The sequence below is a fragment of the Eubacteriaceae bacterium Marseille-Q4139 genome (genome assembly GCA_018223415.1).
Classification (GTDB): domain Bacteria; phylum Bacillota; class Clostridia; order Lachnospirales; family Lachnospiraceae; genus CABSIM01.
In genome coordinates this window covers 3,650,042-3,673,925 of sequence record JAGTTQ010000001.1, presented here as the reverse complement: position 1 = coordinate 3,673,925, position 23,884 = coordinate 3,650,042, and the positions used below count along the sequence as shown (strand labels likewise).

22 protein-coding genes are annotated in these 23,884 nt (G+C 54.0%); all 22 read left to right on the top strand.

The features are described from left to right. Nucleotides 1–8 precede the first annotated feature (8 nt). The 22 genes from miaB (at nucleotide 9) to KE531_17465 (ending at nucleotide 23,881) form a co-directional block, all read left to right on the top strand. Nucleotides 9–1,523: a tRNA (N6-isopentenyl adenosine(37)-C2)-methylthiotransferase MiaB gene (miaB, locus tag KE531_17570; protein ID MBR9955401.1), complete on the top strand. Its 1,515-nt coding sequence runs from the start codon at nucleotides 9–11 to the stop codon at nucleotides 1,521–1,523. A gap of 316 nt (nucleotides 1,524–1,839) precedes the next feature. Beyond that, nucleotides 1,840–3,000, top strand: a complete 1,161-nt coding sequence (locus KE531_17565; protein MBR9955400.1) for a L,D-transpeptidase family protein — start codon at nucleotides 1,840–1,842, stop codon at nucleotides 2,998–3,000. 37 nt (nucleotides 3,001–3,037) lie between these two features. After that, nucleotides 3,038–5,677, top strand: coding sequence for a DNA mismatch repair protein MutS (gene mutS, locus KE531_17560; GenBank protein MBR9955399.1), 2,640 nt, complete (start codon nucleotides 3,038–3,040; stop codon nucleotides 5,675–5,677). Nucleotides 5,678–5,692: 15 nt separating this feature from the next. After that, nucleotides 5,693–7,879, top strand: coding sequence for a DNA mismatch repair endonuclease MutL (gene mutL / locus KE531_17555; protein ID MBR9955398.1), 2,187 nt, complete (start codon nucleotides 5,693–5,695; stop codon nucleotides 7,877–7,879). After that, complete coding sequence (gene miaA / locus KE531_17550; GenBank protein ID MBR9955397.1) at nucleotides 7,880–8,851, top strand: tRNA (adenosine(37)-N6)-dimethylallyltransferase MiaA; 972 nt, start codon at nucleotides 7,880–7,882, stop codon at nucleotides 8,849–8,851. Next, nucleotides 8,842–10,131, top strand: a complete 1,290-nt coding sequence (locus KE531_17545; protein ID MBR9955396.1) for a methionine gamma-lyase family protein — start codon at nucleotides 8,842–8,844, stop codon at nucleotides 10,129–10,131. The genes miaA and KE531_17545 overlap by 10 nt, the downstream gene beginning before the upstream one ends. 105 nt (nucleotides 10,132–10,236) lie before the next feature. After that, complete coding sequence (locus KE531_17540; protein ID MBR9955395.1) at nucleotides 10,237–10,488, top strand: DUF4321 domain-containing protein; 252 nt, start codon at nucleotides 10,237–10,239, stop codon at nucleotides 10,486–10,488. A 46-nt stretch (nucleotides 10,489–10,534) separates the two neighbouring features. Further along, the gene (gene radC, locus KE531_17535) at nucleotides 10,535–11,260 is read left to right on the top strand and encodes a DNA repair protein RadC (GenBank protein ID MBR9955394.1); all 726 of its coding nucleotides are present in this window, start codon (nucleotides 10,535–10,537) and stop codon (nucleotides 11,258–11,260) included. Then, nucleotides 11,257–12,099 carry a rod shape-determining protein MreC gene (gene mreC, locus KE531_17530; protein ID MBR9955393.1) on the top strand — a complete coding sequence of 281 codons (843 nt, stop codon included), beginning with the start codon at nucleotides 11,257–11,259 and terminating at the stop codon, nucleotides 12,097–12,099. The genes radC and mreC overlap by 4 nt, the downstream gene beginning before the upstream one ends. Then, nucleotides 12,092–12,622, top strand: coding sequence for a rod shape-determining protein MreD (mreD, locus tag KE531_17525; protein MBR9955392.1), 531 nt, complete (start codon nucleotides 12,092–12,094; stop codon nucleotides 12,620–12,622). Before mreC ends, mreD begins: the two co-directional genes overlap by 8 nt. Further along, nucleotides 12,615–15,494, top strand: a complete 2,880-nt coding sequence (locus tag KE531_17520; GenBank protein MBR9955391.1) for a penicillin-binding protein — start codon at nucleotides 12,615–12,617, stop codon at nucleotides 15,492–15,494. The genes mreD and KE531_17520 overlap by 8 nt, the downstream gene beginning before the upstream one ends. Nucleotides 15,495–15,515: 21 nt before the next feature. Next, complete coding sequence (locus tag KE531_17515; GenBank protein ID MBR9955390.1) at nucleotides 15,516–16,181, top strand: septum site-determining protein MinC; 666 nt, start codon at nucleotides 15,516–15,518, stop codon at nucleotides 16,179–16,181. Nucleotides 16,182–16,252: 71 nt separating this feature from the next. Then, nucleotides 16,253–17,044: a septum site-determining protein MinD gene (gene minD, locus KE531_17510; GenBank protein MBR9955389.1), complete on the top strand. Its 792-nt coding sequence runs from the start codon at nucleotides 16,253–16,255 to the stop codon at nucleotides 17,042–17,044. Nucleotides 17,045–17,051: 7 nt separating this feature from the next. Continuing rightward, nucleotides 17,052–17,333, top strand: coding sequence for a cell division topological specificity factor MinE (minE, locus tag KE531_17505; protein ID MBR9955388.1), 282 nt, complete (start codon nucleotides 17,052–17,054; stop codon nucleotides 17,331–17,333). Then, complete coding sequence (locus tag KE531_17500; protein MBR9955387.1) at nucleotides 17,333–18,457, top strand: rod shape-determining protein RodA; 1,125 nt, start codon at nucleotides 17,333–17,335, stop codon at nucleotides 18,455–18,457. Before minE ends, KE531_17500 begins: the two co-directional genes overlap by 1 nt. 11 nt (nucleotides 18,458–18,468) lie before the next feature. Further along, on the top strand, nucleotides 18,469–18,864 hold the full coding sequence (locus tag KE531_17495; protein ID MBR9955386.1) for a methylglyoxal synthase: 396 nt from the start codon (nucleotides 18,469–18,471) through the stop codon (nucleotides 18,862–18,864). Next, a complete protein-coding gene (locus tag KE531_17490; protein ID MBR9955385.1) occupies nucleotides 18,843–19,811 on the top strand; it encodes a D-alanyl-D-alanine carboxypeptidase in 969 nt (322 codons plus the stop codon). Before KE531_17495 ends, KE531_17490 begins: the two co-directional genes overlap by 22 nt. Before the next feature lie 91 nt (nucleotides 19,812–19,902). After that, nucleotides 19,903–20,322, top strand: coding sequence for a twitching motility protein PilT (locus KE531_17485; protein ID MBR9955384.1), 420 nt, complete (start codon nucleotides 19,903–19,905; stop codon nucleotides 20,320–20,322). 151 nt (nucleotides 20,323–20,473) lie between these two features. Further along, nucleotides 20,474–21,880 carry a hypothetical protein gene (locus KE531_17480; GenBank protein MBR9955383.1) on the top strand — a complete coding sequence of 469 codons (1,407 nt, stop codon included), beginning with the start codon at nucleotides 20,474–20,476 and terminating at the stop codon, nucleotides 21,878–21,880. An 18-nt stretch (nucleotides 21,881–21,898) separates the two neighbouring features. Beyond that, entirely contained in the window at nucleotides 21,899–22,600 is a 702-nt protein-coding gene (locus KE531_17475) for a YggS family pyridoxal phosphate-dependent enzyme (protein ID MBR9955382.1), read from the top strand. Then, entirely contained in the window at nucleotides 22,600–23,118 is a 519-nt protein-coding gene (locus KE531_17470) for a cell division protein SepF (protein MBR9955381.1), read from the top strand. Before KE531_17475 ends, KE531_17470 begins: the two co-directional genes overlap by 1 nt. 10 nt (nucleotides 23,119–23,128) lie before the next feature. Beyond that, entirely contained in the window at nucleotides 23,129–23,881 is a 753-nt protein-coding gene (locus KE531_17465) for an RNA-binding protein (protein MBR9955380.1), read from the top strand. Nucleotides 23,882–23,884: the final 3 nt, after the last annotated feature.

Sequence of the window (23,884 nt, the reverse complement as noted above, 5' to 3'; positions counted from 1 at the left end):
GGACGGAAATGGTCAGAATTGGGAACCAGGTATTTGACGCAGATAAAATATGGGCGGAGGCGCCGGAGAAAGAACCGGGCCGCCAGTATTATTTTATAGAAAAGACCAGGGAAGTTCTGAAGGCCAGGTTCGAGGCGGAAGTGGCCTCGGGCAGGGCCATGGAAAAATATGGGAAAGAGCTGCTCGATCAGATGCTCGCCGGGGAGTTTTACGGAACCATGTTTACTCAAACCTTCGGCTGTCAGATGAACGCCAGGGATTCGGAAAAGCTCATCGGCATTTTAGAGCAGGTCGGCTTTGTCCAGGGAAAAGACGAAAGCGCGGATTTTGTCCTTTACAACACGTGTACGGTGCGGGAAAACGCCAATTTAAAGGTTTACGGCCGCCTCGGCTATTTAAACGGCTTAAAGCGGAAGAATCCCGACAAGCTCATTGCCCTCTGCGGCTGCATGATGCAGGAGCCGGAGGTGGTGGAGAAGATCCGAAAGAGCTACCGCTTTGTGGACATTATCTTCGGAACCCACAATATTTTTAAGCTTGCGGAGTTAATCTGCCTGCGGCTTATGGAACAGCATATGGTGGTGGATATCTGGGAGGGCACCGACCAGATCGTCGAGGAGCTTCCCATTGAGAGGAAATATCCCTTCAAGTCCGGCGTGAACATCATGTTCGGCTGCAACAATTTTTGCAGCTACTGCATCGTCCCCTATGTGCGGGGGCGTGAGCGGAGCCGGAACCCGGAGGATATCATAAAGGAAATCGAAGGGCTGGCCGCCGACGGTGTCGTCGAGGTCATGCTTCTGGGACAGAACGTCAATTCCTATGGAAAGACGTTAAAGGACCCGATTTCCTTTGCAGAGCTTTTAAGGCGCGTGGAAAAGGTAGAAGGGATTGAGCGGATCCGCTTCATGACTTCTCATCCGAAGGATCTTTCGGACGAGCTGATCGAAGTCATGAGGGATTCAAAGAAAATCTGTCCCCATCTCCATCTGCCGCTCCAGTCCGGGAGCAGCCGGATCTTAAAGCTCATGAACCGTCATTATACGAAGGAACAGTACCTTGCACTGGTGGAAAAACTCCGGGCTGCTGTTCCGGACATTGCCTTAACGACCGATATCATCGTCGGTTTTCCGGGCGAGACGGAGGAAGATTTTGAGGAAACCATGGATGTGGTGAGACGTGTGCGGTACGACAGCGCCTTTACCTTCATCTATTCCAAACGGACGGGCACGCCGGCGGCAGCCATGGAAAACCAGGTGCCGGACGACGTTGTGAAGGAACGGTTTGACCGGCTTTTGACCCTTGTACAGGATATCTCCAAAGAGGTGATTGCAAGGGACCAGGGGAAGACAGAAAAAGTCCTCGTAGAGGAGATCGACACCCACCAGGCCGGCTATGTGACGGGACGTCTTGGAAACAACACGGTCGTCCATTTTGAGGGCGGCCCTGAGTTAATTGGACAAATCGTAGACGTATCTCTCGATGAATCCAAAGGCTTTTACTTCATGGGAAGCCGAAAATAACAGTAAGGAGAAGGATGCGATGAAACTGCCAATCAAGAAACTGACGGCTGCGGCTTTTGCTGCCGGCCTTTCCGTATCCGTAAGCTTTACGGCTGCGGCGGAAGACGGCTTTGGGCCAGGCTACGACCTTTATCCGGAGGAAACCCAGGCTGAGGGCGGCCAGGAAGAAAACGGACAGGGCGAGGGACAGCCGGAGGAAGGACAGACAACAGGGGAACAGACAGGAGAAGGAACCGGAGAACAGACAGGAGAGAACCAGACAGGAAGCGGCACCGGCGGGAGCGGACAGGCGCAGGCCGTCCAGTACCCGGAGGGCATGGTGCCGAACACCCACCTTTACGGCGGAAATGTGGACTGGACGCCGACCAACGGCCAGGCCATCTGGGACGCCGTTGAGGTTTTCGGCCAGCCGGCCAACGTGGCAGGCCAGTACACCTGGCTTTCCGCCAAATTAAAGGACGGCTTAAACGGCAAGCTTTCCTACCGCCCCTACGTCAACAACGGCGGCTGGTTAAAATTTTATTCCGACGGGGAGCCGGGCGGCGGCACCGAAGGTTCCACCTATGTTGAGGCAATTCAGATGCATCTGACAGGCGAGGCCGCCGAGACCTATGACCTTTACTATGCCGTTGCCACGGCGCAGAGAGGCCAGCTCGGCTTTGCAAAGGCCGGGGAAATCGCCGGAACCGTCGACCTCGGCGACTGGGTCACGGATTTAAAGGTTGTTCTTGTTCCGAAGGGGACAGGCGCTCCGGCCTCGACCCTTGACCGGTATTTCGGGCCGTTTTCCGGCAGGATCCAGTTTACGGAGACGGCTGCCACCTGCGTAAACGCAGACGGGACGCCTTATACGGGCTGGGCCGATTACGACGAAGTGCGGTACTATTTTAAGGACGGCTATACCTTAAGCGGCTGGCAGTACATTGACGGGTTAAAATTCTATTTCTACCCCAACGGCCAGCTCTGCCAGGACGTAGACGGGCTTATCGGCCCCCAGGCAGAGTATGAGCTGAAAGTCAACAAGACCTTAAACTGCCTGACCGTCTATGCAAAGGACGGTGAAAACGGCTTCATCATCCCGGTGAAGGCCATGCTCACCTCCGTCGGCGACGACACGCCCATCGGCACGTTTCAGACGCCGGAGAAGTACCGCTGGAGGCTCATGTACAACGACACCTACACCCAGTATGCCACAAGGATCCAGGCAGGGGCAGGCTTCTTGTTCCACTCCATTACATATGAGACCACGAATCCGCACACGTTAATCGCCAGCGGCTACAACGGCCTGGGCGTCGTCCGCTCTGCCGGCTGCATCCGCCTGACCTGCGAAAACGCCAAGTGGATTTACGATAACTGCAAAATCGGGACAAACGTGACGATCTATGAGGATCCCAATACGCCTTCCCCGTTCATGAAGCCGTATGTGGTTCTGATCCCCGACGACCAGAATTACGATCCGACGGATCCGAACGTGTAAGTTTCAGAAGGGACGACAGACAGTGGCACTATCACCAATGATGACGCATTACCTGGAGACGAAGAAGCAGTATCCCGACTGCATCCTGTTCTACCGTCTCGGGGATTTTTACGAAATGTTCTTCGACGACGCTTTAACCGTGTCGCGGGAACTGGAAATTACACTGACAGGAAAAGACTGTGGATTAGAGGAACGCGCACCGATGTGTGGCGTTCCTTATCACGCAGTGGAGGGATATCTGACCCGCCTTGTCCAGAAGGGATATAAGGTGGCCATCGCGGAGCAGATGGAAGACCCGAAGCTTGCGAAAGGGCTTGTGAAGCGGGAAGTCATCCGCGTGGTGACTCCCGGCACCATCACCAGCGCCCAGGCCCTTGACGAGACAAAAAACAACTACCTGATGGCAGTTGTCTACACAGGGAATAACTACGGCATAGCGACGGTCGACATCACGACCGGCGATTTTTTTGTTACGGAAGTATCATCGGAGCGGGCGCTTCTTGACGAGGTGAACCGCTTTTCTCCGTCGGAACTTGTTTGCAGCGAGGCGCTTTTCATGTCCGGTCTGGATATGGAGGAGTTAAAAAACCGCTATCACCTGGCTGTCACGGCGTTGGAGAGCCGGTTCTTTTCCGACGATACATGCAGGAAAATTTTAAAAGAACACTTTAAGGTGTTAAGCCTCGAGGGACTTGGCCTCGGCGACTACGAAAACGGGATGATTGCCTGCGGCTGCGTCCTCCAGTACCTCTATGAGACCCAGAAAAATGACCTCTCCCATTTAACAAAGCTGACGCCTTATACCACGGGTCAGTTTATGGTGATCGACACGTCCACGAGGCGGAATCTGGAGCTTGTGGAGACCTTAAGGGAAAAGCAGAAGAGAGGCACGCTTCTCTGGGTACTAGACCGGACGAAGACAGCCATGGGAGCCAGGATGCTTCGGACGTTCATCGAGCAGCCGCTCATTTCCGCCGCGGAGATCGAGAGGCGCCAGGCGGCCATCGAAGAGCTCAACATGAACTTCATTTCCAGGGAGGAAATCCGGGAATACTTAAATTCCATCTACGACCTGGAGCGCCTCATCGGCCGCATCAGCTACAAAACGGCAAACCCCAGGGATCTTCTGGCCTTTAAGAATTCCCTGTCCATGCTGCCTTATATTAAAAATCTGCTGGGCGAGTTTTCCGGCAGCCTCTTAAAGGAGCTGTACGATGACCTGGATGAGCTCTCCGACCTCTTTGATCTGATCGGCCGCTCCATCGTAGAGGAACCGCCCATCACCGTCCGCGAGGGAAATATCATCAAGGACGGCTATAACGAGGAGGTCGACAAGTACCGGAAGGCCAAGACCGAGGGGAAGAGCTGGCTCGCAGAGCTGGAGGCCTCCGAGCGGGAAAAAACGGGGATCAAGACCTTAAAAGTCAAGTTCAACAAGGTGTTCGGCTATTATTTTGAAGTCACAAACTCCTTTAAAGACATGGTGCCGGACTACTATATCCGCAAACAGACTCTCACCAACGCGGAACGGTACACCACCGACCGCTTAAAGGAATTGGAGGACATCATCATGGGAGCCGAGGACCGGCTCTACACGCTGGAATACGAGCTGTTCTGCCAGGTGCGGGATACCATCGCCGGAGAAGTCTTACGGATCCAGAAGACGGCGAAGGCCATCGCAGGAACCGACGTATTTACGGCCCTTTCCGCCGTCGCCATGCGGAACAACTATGTGAAGCCGCGAATCAATGAAAAGGGCATCATCAACATCAAAAACGGCCGTCATCCCGTGGTGGAAAAGATGATGCGGGACGACATGTTCGTCGCCAACGACACGTATCTCGACAACGGGAAAAACAGGATTTCCGTCATCACCGGCCCCAACATGGCCGGAAAATCCACCTACATGCGCCAGACGGCTTTAATCGTCTTAATGGCGCAGATCGGAAGCTTCGTCCCGGCCGACGAGGCCAACATCGGCATCTGCGACAGGATTTTCACCCGCGTCGGCGCCTCCGACGACCTGGCTTCCGGCCAGAGTACCTTCATGGTGGAAATGACCGAGGTGGCAAACATCCTGCGGAACGCCACGAAAAACAGCCTGCTTGTCCTAGACGAGATCGGCCGCGGCACCAGCACCTTTGACGGCCTTGCCATCGCTTGGGCCGTCATCGAGCACATCAGCAGTACAAAGCTTCTGGGCGCCAAAACGCTGTTTGCGACCCATTACCATGAGCTGACGGAGCTGGAGGGCGCCATAAGCGGCGTCAACAACTACTGCATCGCCGTAAAAGAACAGGGCGACGACATCGTGTTCCTCAGGAAAATCGTAAAGGGCGGCGCAGATAAGAGCTACGGCATCCAGGTGGCGAAGTTAGCAGGAGTTCCGGATTCCGTCATCGCCCGTGCAAAGGAATTGGTGGAAGAGCTTTCCAGCGCCGACATCACCTCCCATGCGAGAGAAATCGCCGAGGCGCACTCGACTGCGCCCCAGCATAAGGCCGTGACGAAGCCGGATGAAGTGGATTTAAACCAGCTTTCGATTTTTGACACGGTGAAAGACGACGACATTGTCCGGGAGTTAAAGGATCTGGAGCTTTCCACAATGACGCCCATCGACGCCTTAAACACCCTTTACAGGCTTCAGACCAAGTTAAAAAACCGCTGGGAATCATAAAAAGGAGGGACAGCCATGCCGATTCAGCTTCTCGATCAGAATACCATCAACCAGATTGCGGCCGGAGAGGTGGTGGAACGGCCGGCTTCGGTGGTGAAGGAGCTCATGGAAAACGCCATTGACGCCGGGGCCACAGCCGTGACGGCAGAAATCCGCGACGGCGGCATCGGCTTCGTCCGCATCACCGACAACGGCTGCGGGATCCCTGGGGACGAGCTTCCCCTGGCTTTCCTGCGCCATTCCACCAGCAAGATCCGGTCGGCGGCCGATCTGGTGGCCATATCCTCCCTGGGCTTTCGCGGCGAGGCGCTTTCCAGCATTGCGGCCGTGTCCCAGGTGGAGGTCATCACGAAGACAGCCGGGAGCTTAAACGGCTTCCGCTACCAGATTGAGGGCGGGAAAGAGAAGTCCCTCGAGGAGATCGGGGCGCCGGACGGCACCACCTTCATTTCCAGGAACCTCTTCTACAACACGCCGGCCAGACGGAAGTTTTTAAAGACGGCGGCCACCGAGGGCGGCCATGTGGCCGATCTGGTGGAAAAGATTGCCCTTTCCCATCCGGAGATTTCCATCCGCCTGATCGTCAACAACCAGACGAAGCTTCACACCTCCGGAAACCACAATTTAAAGGACATCATCTACACGGTTTACGGCAGGGAGATTGCCGCAAACCTGATTCCCATCGACGTGAAGACCGACTGGTTCACTATTTCCGGCTTCATCGGAAAGCCGGTGATCGCCAGAGGGAACCGGAATTTTGAAAATTATTTTATCAATGGAAGATATATCAAAAGCGGCATCATAGCAAAGGCCATCGAGGACGGCTATAAGAGCTATATGATGCAGCATAAATATCCGTTTACGCTGCTGCATTTTCAGGTGGAGCCGGAGTTCATCGACGTCAACGTCCATCCCTCAAAGATGGAGCTGCGGTTCAAGGACGGGGAGTTCATTTACCGCACCATTTGCCAGGCCGTTTCCGAGGCTCTTAGCGGCAGGGAGCTGATTCCGGCGGCGGAGCTTTCCGGAAACCGGGAAGAGAAGCAGGAGACAGACGGTACGCCAAATACCCCGGGGACAGGCGCGGCCGCAAAGCCGCAGAGAGGGCCGGAGCCCTTTGAGCGCCGCCGTTTAAACGCCATGGGAGTGGGAGAGAGCCCTGCCTCTTATGGGAAGGCGGCGGAGCGCGCTTTTCGGCCGGAAACGACGGCGGAACGTGCCGTCCGGCAGGAAACGGAAACGGGAAGCGGCGTGCCGGAAAAAGCGCCGGTTCCCGCAGACGGCGGGACAGGTTCCCTGGATGCAAAGCAGGAGCCGCGGCCAGCGCTGCCCGGCCCCTCAGCCGGTCAGCCGGTTTCCCGCCCGCTAGACAGTACGCCGGAAGCTGCTGCGGATACCCGGATTCCCAGTACGCCGGAAGCTGCGACGGATACCCGGACTCCCAGGACGCCGGCATCCGCCGTGCCTCAGAAACCTTCTGTCGCGCCCCAGCCCCTCGTTCCCGCGCCGTCAAAGCCATCGGAACCTGCAAAACCATCCACGCCCCCACAGGCGAAGGAAGCCCCAGGCGAACCGCTCGTCCAGCTTGAGATGTTCGATGACCGCCTTCTTTCGGAACAGTCCCGGTACTGGCACCGCCTGATCGGCCAGGTGTTCGACACCTACTGGATCATCGAATACAAGGACGCCATGTACATCATCGACCAGCACGCGGCCCACGAAAAGGTACTGTTTGAAAAGACCTTCGCCTCTTTAAAGTCCAGGGAGTTCACCTCCCAGAACATCAGCCCGCCCATTATCCTGACTTTATCGCTCCAGGAGGCGGAGCTTCTTCGCCGTTATCAGAGGGAATTTGAGACCATCGGCTTTGAAATCGAGCATTTCGGCGGCAACGAATACGCCGTCCGCGCCGTGCCCGACAACTTGTTTTCCCTGGCAAAAAAAGAGCTTCTTTTAGAGATGTTAGACGGCCTCTCCGAGGACACCGGCATTTCCGGCTCCGAGATGATCTACGACCGGATTGCCACCATGTCCTGCAAGGCCGCCGTTAAAGGGAACAACCGGCTCTCGGAGCGGGAAGCCAACGAACTGATCGACCAGCTTTTGAAGCTGGAAAATCCCTACGCCTGCCCTCACGGCCGGCCCACCATCATCTCCATCAGCAAATATGAGATGGAGAAAAAATTCAAGAGGATCGTTTAAATGAAGCAGCCTTTGATAATTTTAACGGGGCCGACGGCCGCCGGGAAGACGGCACTTTCCGTCCGCCTTGCAAAAGCCATTGGCGGCGAAATCATCAGCGCCGACTCCATGCAGGTGTACCGCGGCATGGACATCGGCTCCGCCAAAGCCACAAAAGAGGAGATGGGCGGCATCCGCCACCACTTAATCGACGTTTTGGAGCCGTCAGAGGAGTTCAACGTAACGCGGTTTCAGTCCATGGCGTTAGACGCCATGAAAGAGATTCAGGAGGCAGGCCATATCCCGATAGTGGCAGGCGGAACCGGCTTTTACATCCAGGCCCTGCTTTATGACATTGACTTTACGGAAAACGACGGCGACATGGCTTTCCGCCATGAGTTGGAGCGGCTGGCCGAAGAAAAAGGGCCGGAATGCCTTCATGAGCGGTTAAAACAGGTAGATCCGGAATCGGCCGCTGCCATCCATCCGAACAATCGGAAGCGGGTGATCCGTGCCCTGGAATTTTATGAAAAAACGGGGATGAAGATTTCCGACCACAACGAGGCGGAACAAAAGAAGGAATCGCCCTACCAGTTTGTCTATTACGTCCTCACCATGGATCGGGCGCGGCTTTATGAGCGCATCGACGCCCGCGTGGACAGGATGGCTGCGGCCGGGCTCGTGGACGAGGTGAAAGCCTTAAAGGACGCCGGCCTTACAAAGGATATGGTGTCCATGCAGGGACTCGGCTATAAAGAAATCCTGGATTTCCTGGACGGGAATATGAGCCTGGAGGAAGCCGTCTCTGTCATCAAGCGGGACACCAGGCATTTTGCCAAGCGCCAGCTCACCTGGTTTCGCAGGGAGCGGGACGTCTGCTGGCTTGACTGGGAAAAATTTGACTGGAACGAAGACAGGATGCTTCACTGGATCCTCTCGGATCTTACAGAGCGCGGCATCATAAAAAAGGAGCAGATACAATCATGGAATTAACGGAGATATATGGGACACTCGGCGTCACCGGGCCTGTCCTGGAATACGGAAAGCAGATCGAGGAGAGTTTAAAAGAACGGTTTGAGGCCATCGACGCCACGGCGGAGTACAACCAGTTAAAGGTCATCAAAGCCATGCAGGAGGCCAGGGTCAGCGACATCCACTTTGCCGGCACCACCGGCTACGGCTACAACGATCTGGGCCGCGACACCCTGGAAGAGGTCTATGCAAAGGCCTTCCACGGCGAGGACGCTCTGGTTCGCCCGCAGCTGATTTCCGGCACCCACGCCCTTGCCATCGCCCTTTCCGGGAACTTGCGGCCGGGCGACGAGATTCTTTCGCCGGTTGGAAAGCCCTACGACACCTTAGAGGAGGTCATCGGTATCCGGGATTCCGTCGGCTCCTTAAAGGAGTTTGGGATCACTTACCGCCAGGTAGATCTTTTAGAGGACGGAAGCTTCGACTGGGAGAACATCAGAAAGGCCATTAACGAGAAAACAAGGCTGGTGGAAATCCAGCGTTCCAAGGGCTATGCCACGCGCCCGACCCTTTCCGTCGGCCGGATCGGGGAGCTGATCGCCTTCATTAAGGCCTTAAAGCCTGACGTGATCTGCATGGTGGACAACTGCTACGGCGAATTCGTGGAGCGGATCGAGCCCACCGACGTGGGCGCGGACATGATCGTCGGCTCTCTAATTAAGAACCCCGGCGGCGGGCTGGCGCCCATCGGCGGCTATATCGTCGGAAGAAAAGACTGCATCGAGCGGGCGGCCTGCCGGCTTACGGCGCCCGGACTCGGAAAAGAAGTGGGCGCAAGCCTCGGCGTCAGCCAGTCCTTGTACCAGGGCCTTTTCCTTTCGCCGACCGTTGTGGCCGGCGCCTTAAAGGGGGCCATCTTTGCGGCCAACCTCTATGAGAGGCTCGGTTTTTCCGTGGTTCCAAACGGCAGCGAGAGCCGTCATGACATCATCCAGGCCATCACCTTCGGCACACCCGAGGGCGTGATCAAATTCTGCGAGGGCATCCAGGCGGCTGCGCCTGTGGACAGCTTCGTGACGCCGGAGCCGTGGGCCATGCCCGGCTATGATTCCGACGTCATTATGGCGGCAGGCGCCTTCATCCAGGGCGCTTCCATCGAGCTTTCGGCCGATGCGCCGATTAAACCGCCCTACGCCGTCTATTTCCAGGGCGGTCTGACCTGGTACCATGCGAAGTTCGGTATCTTAAAATCGCTCCAGAAGCTTCTCGATGCCGGGCTCATAAGCCTCCCGCAGGCATAAACATTTCAAAACTCTTAATAAACATTAAATTTTTCTGCCTGCGTTGTTTTGGGGCTGAAAATGTGGTATATTTAACTGATAGCATAAAGGGAAGGACAAGCATGTATGAGAGGGAAAAATTTTTGGATTCTGCTGATTTTCCTGCTGTCCGGCATCGTTCTGGGCGGCTTTATCGGGAATATGGCTGAGGGGATCCCCGGCCTTTCCTGGCTGAATTTCGGCCAGTCCTTTGGGATTAAAGACCCCATCGTCCTGGACTTCGGGCTCTTAATCATCACCTTCGGGCTGACAATCCGCATCACGATGGCCAGCATCATCGGCGTGGCCCTCGCCATTCTCGCATACCGCTACGTCTAAGGATCCATATTCCGGGGCCAGGTGCTTGGAGAGCGGAAAGGCCAGTATGGATCAGAAAAGAAAAACCGAAACAAAAGAAGAAATCACCATGAAGACGCTGCCGGCATCGGAACAGCCCTACGAAAAGGTTCTGGAGTACGGAGCCGCCTCCCTTTCGGACGCAGAGCTCCTCTCGGTGATCCTGCGGAGCGGTTCTAAAGGGATGCCGGCCAGGGCGCTTGCGGAAAAGGTACTGTCCCTTGGAACCCCCGACGGACTGGCGGGCCTTCTCCATCATTCCCTGGCGGATTACAAGGCTATCCGCGGAATCGGAGACGTGAAGGCCATCCAGCTTTCCTGCCTGGGTGAGCTTTCCAAACGGATCTGGCGGTCGGCTTCGGCTGTCCGTTCCCCGTCCTTCCATGAGCCGGAGGACATTGCCGCCTACTACATGGAAGAGCTCCGCCATATGGAGCAGGAATGCCTGCGCCTCATGATCTTCAATACGAAAAACCTCCTGATTAAGGAGCTGGAAATCTCCCGCGGCACTGTCAACGCGTCCATCGCCACGCCCAGGGAGCTTTATATTGAGGCGCTCCGCTACCGGGGAACCGGGATCGCCCTGGTTCACAACCATCCGAGCGGGGACGCGGCGCCAAGCAGGGAAGACTGCTTTTTTACGAGACGTGTGATGGAAGCCGGAAATTTAATCGGGATTCCGCTGTTAGACCACGTCATTATCGGGGATAATTGCTATGTGAGTCTCAGGGAACGAGGAATTTTAGAGGAATGAAGAACACCAAGTATTTTTTGGCCGGGCTGACCGTGCTCTGTATCTGCATGATCGGCGTCACTACCGTAAACGGTACTATTTTAAACCCGCTGCGGGATGCGGTCGGCTATGTGCTCGTCCCGCTTCAGACCGGGATCAATGCCGTTGGCGGCAGCATTTACAGCGAGGCCAGCAAAATCAAAGAACTCAGCACGGCGCTTGAGGACAAGGAAAAGCTCCAGGCCAGAGTGGACGAACTGACAGAAGAAAACACCAGGCTCCGCGCAGAACAGGAGGAGCTTTCCAGGCTCAGAAAGCTCTATGAGCTGGACGAGCAGTACATGCAGTATCAGAAAGTGGGAGCCAGGATCATTGCCAAGGATACCGGCGAATGGTTCCATGTGTTCCGGATCAACAAAGGCTCTGACGACGGCATCCGCGAGGGCATGAACGTCATCGCAGGCGGCGGCCTTGTGGGGATCGTGACCGACGTGGGCGCCAATTATGCCACGGTGCGCTCCATCATCGACGATTCCAGCCAGGTCAGCGCCATGGCCCAGGATTCCGGCGATTCCTGCATCGTTTCCGGCGACTTAAAGCTTTTCGAGGAAGGCCGCCTCAGGCTTTCCTACATGGAAAAGGACGACGATATCGAGGACGGCGACATGATCGTCACCTCCAATATCAGTGAAAAATTCCTTCCCGGCATCCTGATCGGCTATGCCGCGGATATTACGGTAGACTACAACGACAATTTAAGCAAATCCGGATACCTGATCCCTGTGGCCCAGTTTGACAGGCTCCAGGAGGTTCTGGTGATTACGGATACAAAGGATGCGGGGCCTGATTTCGATGAATAGCAATCTCAAACAGATCGCCATCAACCTGGTGTTAATCGTCCTGGCGTTTACGATCCAGAGCAGCGTGTTCCCGTTAATGCCGTTTCTCTCGGCATACCCGAACCTGCTTGTGATCCTGATTTTTTCCTTCGGCTTCATAAGAGGCAGCCGGTCGGGAATGGCCTACGGGCTCGTGGCAGGGCTTTTCATGGATCTTTCATCCGGCGGCGCCCTGGGCTTTTATACGCTGATCTTCGTGTGGATGGGCTACGTCAACGGGATCTGCACGAAATACTATTATGAGGACTACATCACGCTGCCCCTTGTGCTCTGCGTGTTAAATGAGCTGGCATACAACCTCTATCTCTATATGTTCAGCTTCTTAATCCGGGGGCGGCTGGATTTCGGCTATTATCTCGTGAACATCATTCTTCCGGAAACGATCTTCACGGTTGTCACGACTCTGGCTGTGTACCGGCTGTTCCTTTTCATCAGCCGGAAGTTAGAAGAGATGGAAAAAAGGAGAGACACAACGATTGTTTAATGACTTACTGGAAATTCTAAAGGATTTCGTGAAAAAACTCTTCGCCTCGCGGCTTTTCCTTCTGGGCGTGTTTTTTACATGCCTGTTTTCCGTCCTGGCTGTCCGGCTTTTCAACCTCCAAATCATCGAGGGCGAGACTTATCAGGAAAATTACATGGCAAAAACCGAGAAGGTCGTAAGCCTTCCCAGCACCCGCGGGAACATCTATGACAGGAACGGGAACGTGCTGGCCTATAATGAGCTGGCCTACAACGTGACGATCCAGGACAACGGGCAGTTTTCCACCACCAACGAGCGGAATCTGATGCTCCTTGAGCTGGTGCAGATTTTAAACCGCCACGGCGAAAAGATCCAGGGCGATCTTGCCATCGGCTTTGACTATACCGGGGAGCTTGTCTTTACAACAACCAGCGAGCTGGAGCGGAAGCGGTTTTTGCGGGATTACTACGGCTTAAGAAGCATCGACGAGCTGGACAACGAAGAGGGCACGACGCCGTCGGACGTGACGGCCAGGGAGATTTTGGAGAGCCGGAAGAAGGCCTACGGCTTAGACAAGCTGACGGATAAGGATGGAAATCCCATAGCCCTGACTGACGAAGAGGCGCTGGCCATCGCCAACATCCGCTATACCATGAATTTCACCGCATACCGGAAGTACGAGTCGACGACGGTTGCCGCCAACGTGAGCAAGGAGACTATGACGGATGTCCTGGAAAACTCTGCTGATTTAAAAGGCGTGAACATAGAAAAGACAACAAACCGCGTCTACAACGACAGCGTTTACTTCGCCCCGATCATCGGCTATATCGGGAAAATCTGGGACGAGGAGCTGGAGGAGCTGAAAAAATCGGACTCCGATTATGAGCTTACGGATCTGGTGGGAAAGACGGGAATCGAGTCCTCCATGGAGTCATACCTGAAAGGGAAAAAGGGCTCCCAGACCATGTACGTGGACAGCATGGGACGGATTCTGGAAATCGTCTCGGAGGAGGCGCCGGAGGCGGGAAATGACATCTACCTGACTGTCGACCGGGAGCTTCAGATCGGTATTTACCATATTTTAGAGCAGCAGCTTGCCGGCGTCCTCACGTCGAAGCTTGTGAACCGGGATCTGACGGACGCCGATTACACAAAGGCCTCTGACATCCCGATTCCCGTAAAGGATGTGTACTTCCAGTTCATCAACAACAACATCCTGGATTTCAACGCCTTTTCCGCCGCCGAGGCCTCCCAGGTGGAGAAAGATATCTATGCCAAATATTCCGCTGCCAGGGAGCAGGTTCTCGGGAGCCTGCGGTCGGAGCTGACAGACGAAAATGCCGTGCCCATGTCGGCGCTTTCCGAGGACATGTATTCTTACATGCAGTATATTTACACGTACCTGTCTGACCAGGGGATCGTTGTCTCTGACAAAATCCCCCAGGATTCCGAGGCGTATCTTTCCTGGCGCGAGGATTCCATCAGCCTCAGGGATTACCTCTACGCCGGTATCGCCGACAGCTGGATCGACACCACGAAGCTTTCCGTGGATACGAAATATTCCGGTGCCGACGATATTTATAACATCCTTGTGGAATATATCATGGAAGACTTAAAAACGGATACGGCCTTTGCAAAGAAAATTTACCGGTACCTGATCAACGCCGGGACCGTGACCGGGCGTGAGCTGTGTCTGGCTCTGTACTCCCAGAATATCCTGGCTTACGATGAGAACGAGTACCGGATGCTTGCGGCAGGCGGAGAGGAATACGCCTTCCAGTTTATCCGCCAGAAGATCTCCGACATCGAGATCACGCCGGCACAGCTTGCCCTGGATCCCTGTTCGGCCGGCTGCGTCGTCACCGATGTAAACACCGGCGAGGTGCTGGCGCTCGTGACGTACCCGAGCTATGACAACAACAAGTTTTCCGGCACCGTCGATGCCGATTACTACAATAAGCTGAACAACGACTTGTCGCTTCCGCTGTTCAACAATGCGACCCAGGCCCAGAAGGCGCCCGGCTCCACCTTTAAGCCGATCATCGCCGCAGCCGCCCTGGAAGAAGGCGTTGTGAGCCTTACGGACACGGTCACATGTACCGGCCAGTACCAGGAGATTACTCCGCATTTGAAATGCTGGATTTATCCCGGCGCCCACGGCGTACTCGGCGTGGTGGGAGGCATCCAGAATTCCTGCAATGTTTTCATGGCTGAGATGGGCCACAGGTTCTCTCTCCATGAGGACGGGACGTATGATCCGGAAAAGGGAATTGAGACCATCCGGAAATACGCGGCCATGTTCGGCCTCGACGAGACTTCCGGCATCGAGATCTCCGAGCGGTCACCCCACATGACGACGGAAAATCCCGAGGCATCGTCCATCGGGCAGGGCACGAACCAGTATTCCAACGTACAGCTTGCCAGATATATTTCCGCCATTGCAAACCGCGGCACGGTCTTTAGCTTAAGTCTTCTCGATAAAATGACGGATTCCCAGGGGAACCTGATTGAAGACTTTTCGCCTGAAGTCCGCTCCCATGCAGATATGGCCGAATCCACCTGGGATGCCGTACAGCTTGGTATGCGCCGCGTTATTTCCAACGGCTCCGCCAGACGGATCTTCAGCGACCTGGAGGTGGACATTGCCGGAAAAACCGGTACGGCAGAGGAGATTAAGAACGGCCATAAGATCAACCATGCGTTCTTCGTGTCCTTTGCCCCGTATGATAACCCGGAGATCGCCGTTACGGTCAATATCCCTTACGGATATTCGTCCTCCAATGCGGCGACAGCGGCAAAAAATATCTATCGGTTCTACTATGGCTATACAGGTCTGGAAGCAGTTCTGGACAACAGCGCGTCGAGCGTCTCCAACGTCGAGATCGGAGACTAGGCACGGAAGGGGGATTCTTTTATGCGAAACACGGTGGTAATCAAGGGGAACAAGGCCGGTATGACCGTCTATCTCGATCCCGGCGTCCCCTTTGAAGCGCTCCTTGGCGCCGTCAGGGAGAAATTTAAGGAAACCGCCAAATTCTGGGGTTCCGCCCAGATGACCCTGACCTTAGAGGGCAGGGCCCTTACAGCAGAAGAAGAATTCAGAATCGTCAATGCGGTTACGGAGAATTCAGGGATCGAGGTGCTCTGCCTCCTGGATTCCGACGGGGAGCGCATTGAACGGTGTGAAAAAGCACTGAACGAAAAGCTTATGGAGCTGTCCTCCCACACGGGACAGTTCTATAAGGGGAGCCTGCGGGACGGCGACGTCCTGGAGTCGGAAGCCAGCATTGTCGTCATCGGCGACGTGGAAAAGGGCGCCCGCATCCTGGCGAAGGGGAACGTCATCGTCCTCGGCGCCCTGCGGGGCAGCGTCACCGCCGGCCTCTCAGGAAACAGGAAAGCCGTCGTGGTGGCTTTGGAGATGGAGCCGGTGCAGGTGAAGATTGCAGACCTGACGCTCATGGGAAACGGCCGAAAACGCATTTTTGACCGCGGCCCGATGATAATTCTTGTAGAAAATGGTCGGATTTGTTCCGAGCCCATAAAAAAGAACTTCCTGAGCGCATTAAATTTCATTTAATACTGGAAATATTTTTAATTTTCATGTAGAATAGAAGAGTCAGGGACAACTAAATACAGGAGGATATTCTTATGAGTGAAGTCATTGTTGTTACATCCGGTAAAGGGGGTGTTGGCAAGACGACGACCTCTGCGAATGTCGGAACAGGTCTCGCCATGCTTGGTGAGAAGGTGGTGCTCATTGATACGGACATCGGCCTTCGGAACCTGGACGTGGTCATGGGACTGGAAAACCGCATCGTCTACAACCTTGTGGACGTCGTGGAGGGGAATTGCCGAATGAAGCAGGCCCTTATAAAAGACAAAAGATATCCGAACCTGTTTTTACTTCCGTCCGCCCAGACGAGGGACAAGTCTTCCGTGTCCCCGGGCCAGATGATGAAGCTGGTGGACGATTTAAGAGAAGAATTTGATTATGTACTGTTGGACTGCCCTGCCGGGATCGAGCAGGGATTTAAAAACGCCATCGCCGGCGCTGACCGCGCCTTTGTGGTGACGACGCCGGAGGTCTCCGCCATCCGCGATGCCGACCGGATCGTGGGCCTTTTGGAGGCGGCCGAGATCAAAAAGCTGGATCTGATCGTCAACCGGATCCGCATGGACATGGTGCGCCGCGGCGACATGATGTCCATTGAGGACGTGACGGACATTCTGGGGATCCCGATCCTGGGAGCCGTTCCGGACGATGAGGAGATCGTCATTTCCACGAACCAGGGAGAACCGCTCGTGGGGATGAATTCCTTCGCCGGACAGGCATATCTCAATATCTGCAAGCGTGTACTTGGTCAGGAGGTACCGATTATGGATCTTGAGTTAAACCGGGGATTTTTCTCGAGGCTGACCGGGCTTTTAAAGAGAGCGTAGGAGAGGCTTGAATCTTTTGGAAATCCTGACAAAACGGAATTCCGGAACCATTGCCAAGCGGCGGCTTCAGTTCGTCCTGATTGCCGACCGGGCTGGCTGTACGCCGGAAATCCTTGAAATGATCAAGGATGACATGATAAAAGCCATTTCAAAATACATGGAAATCGACACGAACGGCCTGGAAATCAAAATTACGCAGGTGGAGGACTCCCAGTCCGCGGCCGGTCTTCCGGTGCTGTATGCCAGCATTCCGATTCGTGTCCTGCTTACTAAGGGGACTTGCTTTTAATGTTTTCTGAATACAATTTTCGCAGCTTTAATATCCGGATCCTGCTCTATGTGATGGCTCTGACGGCCGTCGGGATTGTCGTCATCAACAGTGCTGTGGCCGGAGATACAAGCTATACGGAAAAACAGCTCATTGGGTTCGCGGGAGGGCTCTGCATGGCAGCCGCCCTTGCCTTTATCAATTACCGATGGCTCCTTAAGTTCAACTGGGTCATCTATCTTGGCTGTATCGTGATCCTTGCGGCAGTTATTTTAAACGGGGCTTTGGGCGGCGGCTCTATGCGGTGGATCGAACTCCCCGTCATCGGCCGCTTCCAGCCCTCCGAATTTGTAAAGATCGGCCTGATCCTTTTCTTTTCCTGGTATCTGGAAAAATACCAGGAAAAGATCAACCGGCCGCTCGTCCTTTTGTCTGTGGCGGTGTTTGCCGCGGTTCCGCTGTTCTTGATTTTGGAGCAGCCGGATCTTTCCACGAGCATTGTCATCGCCGTTTTCATTCTCTGCCTGATCTTTGCCGCCGGCATCGACTATAAATGGATTTTGGGCTCCATCGCCGTCGTTGTCCCACTGGGCGGGATCATGCTTTTTCTCGCAGAGCAGGGGATGGTCCCGTTTTTGCGGGGATATCAGGTAAACCGGATCCTGGCGTTTATTATGCCTGAGAAGTATGCGGAGTTAAACCTCCAGCAGGACAATTCGATGATGGCCATCGGTTCCGGGCAGCTTTATGGAAAAGGCCTGTTCAATGATACGGCAATTTCCGTTAAAAACGGCAACTTCTTATCAGAGGAGCATACGGACTTTATTTTTTCCGTTCTTGGCGAGGAAATGGGCTTTGTCGGCTGCATGGCTGTGCTGGCACTGTATCTTCTGCTCATTTACGAATGCCTGCGGACGGCAAGCCGTGCCAGAGATTTAAGCGGCCGGCTGATCTGCACCGGCGTCGCGGCGCTGGTGGGGTTCCAGGCGTTTACGAATATTGCAGTCGCCACCGGGGTATTCCCCAACACGGGGCTTCCCCTTCCGTTTTTAAGCTACGGAGTAAGCTCGCTGGTGAGTTTGTATATAGGAATAGGTATTGTCTTAAATGTAGGTCTTCAGCGCAGCACAAAACCAGAATATTAGGAGGTATGGCAATGAATGTCGGACTGATCGCGCACGATTCCAAAAAAAAGCTCATGCAGAACTTCTGTATTGCCTATAAGGGGATCCTCAGCAAACACACCCTTTATGCAACAGGCACCACAGGAAAATTGATCGAGGAAGTTACGAATCTCAATATACACAAATTTTTGCCGGGCCATCTCGGCGGGGAGCAGCAGATGGGGGCCCAGATCGAGAACAATGACATTGATCTCGTGGTGTTCCTCAGAGATCCGCTGTCTCCCAAATCCCATGAACCGGATGTCAACAAGGCCGTGCGCCTCTGCGATATCCACAATGTACCTTTGGCAACAAACCTGGCAACCGCAGAGCTTCTCATCAAGGCTCTCGACCGTGGAGATCTGGAATGGCGGGAAATGTACAAATAAAACGGTTCCTGCTCCTCGTTCTGGCGGCAGGCCTTCTGGTGTCCGGCTGTCAGAAAAAGCCGGCCTTTGAGGATGCCTATGTTTTTGAGGAGCGGGCAGAAAACTTTACCGCAGAGGGGCCCCGCACACCGGAGCCCTTTGCGGCAGACCTTGCTGTCATCACCGATGGGGACGACGTATCGCCTGCTCTTGACGCAGAGGCAGCCGCCGTGTTTTCCCTTGACGGCGGAGAGGCCCTGTTTCATAAAAACGCCATGGCACGGATGAACCCTGCCAGCACGACGAAAATCATGACGGCGATCCTGGCATTAAAATACGGGAATTTAAGCGACCTGATAACCGTGGGGGACGAGGTGATTATCACGGAAGCCGGTTCCTCCATGTGCGGCGTGAAGCCAGGTGATACCATGACCTTAGAGCAGCTTCTCTACGGCCTTATGATGCCGTCGGGAAACGATGCGGCCAATGCCATTGCCGTCTATCTGGCCGGTAGCATTGATTCTTTTGCAGATGCCATGAACGAGGAGGCCTGGAACATCGGGGCCACCGGCACCCACTACACCAACGCCAACGGCTTAACGGAGCCGGAGCACTACACGACGGCTTATGACCTCTATCTGATGTTCCACGAAGCCCTGAAATATCCGAAATTCCGGGAAATCATCGGGACGCATTCCTACACGGCCGATTATACGGGAGCCGACGGCGCAGCGAAAACCGTGACCTGGACAGTGGGGAATTACTACATGAACGGCAAGACGGAAACGCCTGCCGGGCTTACGGTTTTCGGCGGAAAGACGGGAACTACGAACGCTGCCGGCTACTGCCTGGTTATGGGGAGCCGCACGGACGACGGCCGCGAATATGCGTCTGTTGTCATGAAAGCAGCAAGCCGCGACAAGCTGTATGACAGCATGACGAAGATAATTTCTAATATTGTCAAATAGTCGTTGCATTTTTTGGATATTTAGTCTATAATCAAATCATATACAAACGATTTTTTTATACAAATCATATAAATCCAAGGAGGAGATCATTATGGTGCAGATTATCGCTGGAAAAAAGGGGAAAGGCAAAACAAAATATTTACTGGATATGGCAAATACTGCTATCAAAGAATCCAAGGGTTCCGTAGTTTATCTTGACAAGAGTTCCAAGCATATGTATGAGCTCAGCAATAAGATCCGTCTCATCAATGTAGCAGAATTTCCTGTACATAGCCCGGAGGGCTTTATCGGTTTCATCTGCGGCATTATTTCCCAGGATCATGACCTGGAAACGATGTTCCTTGACAGCTTCCTGAAACTGGCCAGCCTGGAGGGTGAAGATATCTCTTCCGTGGTTGCAGAGCTGGATGACATCGGCAAAAAATATCATGTAAACTTTGTCTTAAGCGTTTCCATGGACGGCGAAGAGCTTCCGGAAAATGCAAAGGGTATGATCCTTGTGGCGCTGTAAGAATACAGAAAACCTATGATATGGAAAATCAATGGCATAGACTTTCGTTTATGCCATTTTTTCTTGAATTTTCAGCCCGATGCTTTTATAATGAATGGTAGCCCGGCCGTACAGGAATCCGGCCGGGAAGTATCTGCCGGGAGGTTTTGGGATGGCGAAGAAAAAGACAAAGAAAGTCGTTCGGTATCGCCGGCCGTTAAATATCAATGTGGGCATGATTATTTTTGCCCTCATTTTTGCATACATGGCTTTTTATGTATATACCTACATCAGACGCGACAAAATCGAGTTTTATGAGGTGTCCGAGGGCGGCATCGTAAATGACCAGCGCCATACGGGCATTATTTTCCGTGAGGAAGAGACGAAGTACACGGACAGGGCCGGAAATATCAACTATTACCTCAGAGAAGGGAAACGGGCCGCCGTCGGGACAAGGATTTATTCCATCGACGAGACCGGGACGCTCTCTGAGCTTTTGGCCGCGCAGGCCGACAGCTCCGTGGTGCTTTCCCAGGAAAATTTGTCGACCATCAAAAAGCAGCTCTCTTCCTTCAGCCAGACGTTTACAGACGCCGCTTTCCACAGCGTCTATGACGCCAAATATACGCTGGATTCCGAGGTGTTAGAGTTCGTCAACGTGGATACGTTAAAAAATCTGGACAGCGTGGTTTCCGAGATGGGCGTCAATTTCAGCCAGGTGCGCGCCGATGCATCCGGCATTGTTTCTTACTCCATTGATTCCCTCGATGGGACAGCCCCGAACCAGGTAACGGCTGAAACCTTTGACCGTTCTTCCTATACGAGGACAAACATCAAATCGGGGCAGCTTGTGGAGACCGGGGCGCCGGCCTATAAGCTCGTGACTTCTGAGGACTGGTGCATCGTATTCCCGCTTACGGAGGCGGAGATCAGTTCCTTAAGCGGCAGGACGTCTCTGACCGTGAAGTTTTCCGGCGGCGGCCTTCAGACCACCGCGGCCTTTTCCATGTTTACCGGAGCCGACGGTGCCACATACGGGCGGCTGGATTTTACAAAGTATATGGAACAGTTTATTTCAGACAGGTTCGTGGATTTTGAGATTGTCACGGAGGAAGTCCGCGGCTTAAAAATCCCGCGGAGCGCCGTGACGGAGGAGCGGTTCTACCTGATTCCGAAGGAATTCCTTGTCCGCTCTGAAACAGGGGCAGCACGCGGCTTTTATAAGGAAACCTACAACGAGGACGGGACGGCCAGCATGGTACTGACGTCAGCCACCATCTATAATTCTGACGATGATTATTATTATGTGGGCGCCTGGGACAACAGCGAGTTCAGGGCCGGCGATTATATCGTAAAGGCAGATTCCCAGGAGCGTTACCAGATCGGCGCCACAGCGGCGCTCCAGGGCGTTTACAACATCAACCGCGGCTATACCGTGTTTAAGAGGATTGAAATTCTCTCTTCCAATGATGAATATTATACGATTAAAAAGGGTTCGGACTACGGCCTCTCCGTCTACGATCACATCGTTTTGGATGCTGCAGCCGTCGGACAGGAAGGGACAATCATTTATCAGTAGCTACAAGGAGGAAACAGTATGAGTATCAGCGAAAATCTTTCGCAGGTAAGAGAGCGGATGGCAGCCGCATGCGAAAGGGCAGGAAGGGAGCCCGGCGAGGTGACGTTAATTGCAGTCAGCAAGACGAAGCCGGTTTCCATGCTCATGGAGGCATATGATGCGGGCACGCGCGTGTTTGGAGAAAATAAGGTGCAGGAGATTCTGGAAAAGCTTCCGCAGATGCCGGAGGACTGCGTGTTTCATATGATCGGCCACCTTCAGACTAACAAGGTGCACCAGGTGGTTGGGAAGGTTTCCATGATTCACTCCGTGGACAGCCTCCGGCTGGCAGAAAAGATTGAAAAGGAGTCGGAGAAAAAGGGGATCGTCAGCGACATCCTTTTGGAGGTCAACGCTGCTAGGGAAGAGAGCAAGTTCGGGTTTTTCCTGGAGGAGACGGAGGAAGCCGTGAAAGCCATCGCAGCGTTTCCCCATGTCCGCGTAAAGGGACTCATGACCATTGCGCCAAATGTCGAAAATGCAGAGGATAATCGAAAAGTTTTTCAAGATTTATATCAATTATATGTTGACATCAAAAGTAAAAACATTGATAATGGTACTATGAGTGTTCTCTCGATGGGCATGACGGGAGATTATGAAGTCGCCATTGAAGAAGGAGCAACCATGATAAGAGTTGGAACCGGGATTTTTGGTTCCAGGCAGATTGGAGAGAAAGTATAATGAGCATTCTTAGCAAACTGATGGATACAATGCGTTTAAACGACGATGAAAACGAAGATTACTTCTTAGATGACGATTACGAGGACGAGGACAGGCCTGCAAGAAAGGGCTTTTTCAAGAAAAGTGACGATGACTTTGACGATGATTATGATTCCGCAGAGCAGGCGAGACCGCGGTTCCTTCCGCGCCCTGCCGGAAATAAGGTGGTTTCCATGCGGCGCAGCATGGAAGTATCCCTTGTAAAGCCCACGTCTATGGACGATGCAAAGGAAATCTGCGACTACCTGCTGGCCGGAAAGGCTGTCGTCCTCAATATGGAGGGCATCCACACGGAGGTGGCTCAGAGAATCATCGACTTTACGTCAGGAGCCACATATTCGATGAACGGCAATCTTCAGAAGATTTCCAATTACATCTTTATTGCGACGCCGCAGACCGTGGAGCTTTCCGGCGATTTCCAGGATATCCTGGCAGCCGGCGGCGCTCTGGACGTTTCCGGGCTAAATATCCATCTGTAAGGGACATGCCATGGAAAAAGAGGAGCAGATTTTCAGAAACAGAATACAGGAGCTTGCAGGTAATGCTTACCGGCGTGATGTTCCTGTCCATACGGATTTTCTGACCCTGAATGAGCAGACAATTTTCCAGACCATTGCCGGCTCGCTTCCGCCGGTGCGGTATGAACTGGCCGGCGGATACGAGGCGGCGGAGAGGAAGGTTGTTTGCTTTCTTCCGTCATATGAGGAGGTTTTATGGGAACCTCCTTTTGAATGTCTGAGGATTTCGCCGTTAAATGCGAAGTTCGCCGAGGCCCTGACCCACAGGGATTATCTGGGCGCCATCATGAACCTGGGCGTCGAGCGTTCTGTCATGGGCGATATCCTGGTGCACGGTACGGAGGCCTATGTGTTCGTACTGAAGGAAATGAGCCGGTACCTGGCGGAGAATCTCGTGTCGGTGCGCCATACAAGCGTCTCTGTGACGCCATGTGAGGCCGTGTCCGTCCCGGCTCCGGAGTACGACGAGATCACCGGCAGCGTAAGCTCTCTCCGTATCGACAGCATAGCGGCCCTTGCAGGCCGTCTTTCCCGCGCGAAGGCAGTTTCTCTCATCGAAGGGGAGAAAGTCTTTTTAAACGGCCGCCTGGTGCTTTCTGCGAGCCAGCCTGTCCATGAAGGAGATATTCTTTCCATCCGCGGGATCGGGAAATTTTCCTTTGCCGGAGAGGGAAGCCAGACGAAAAAGGGGCGCACGATGGTGACGCTGCGCCAGTACAAGTAACGG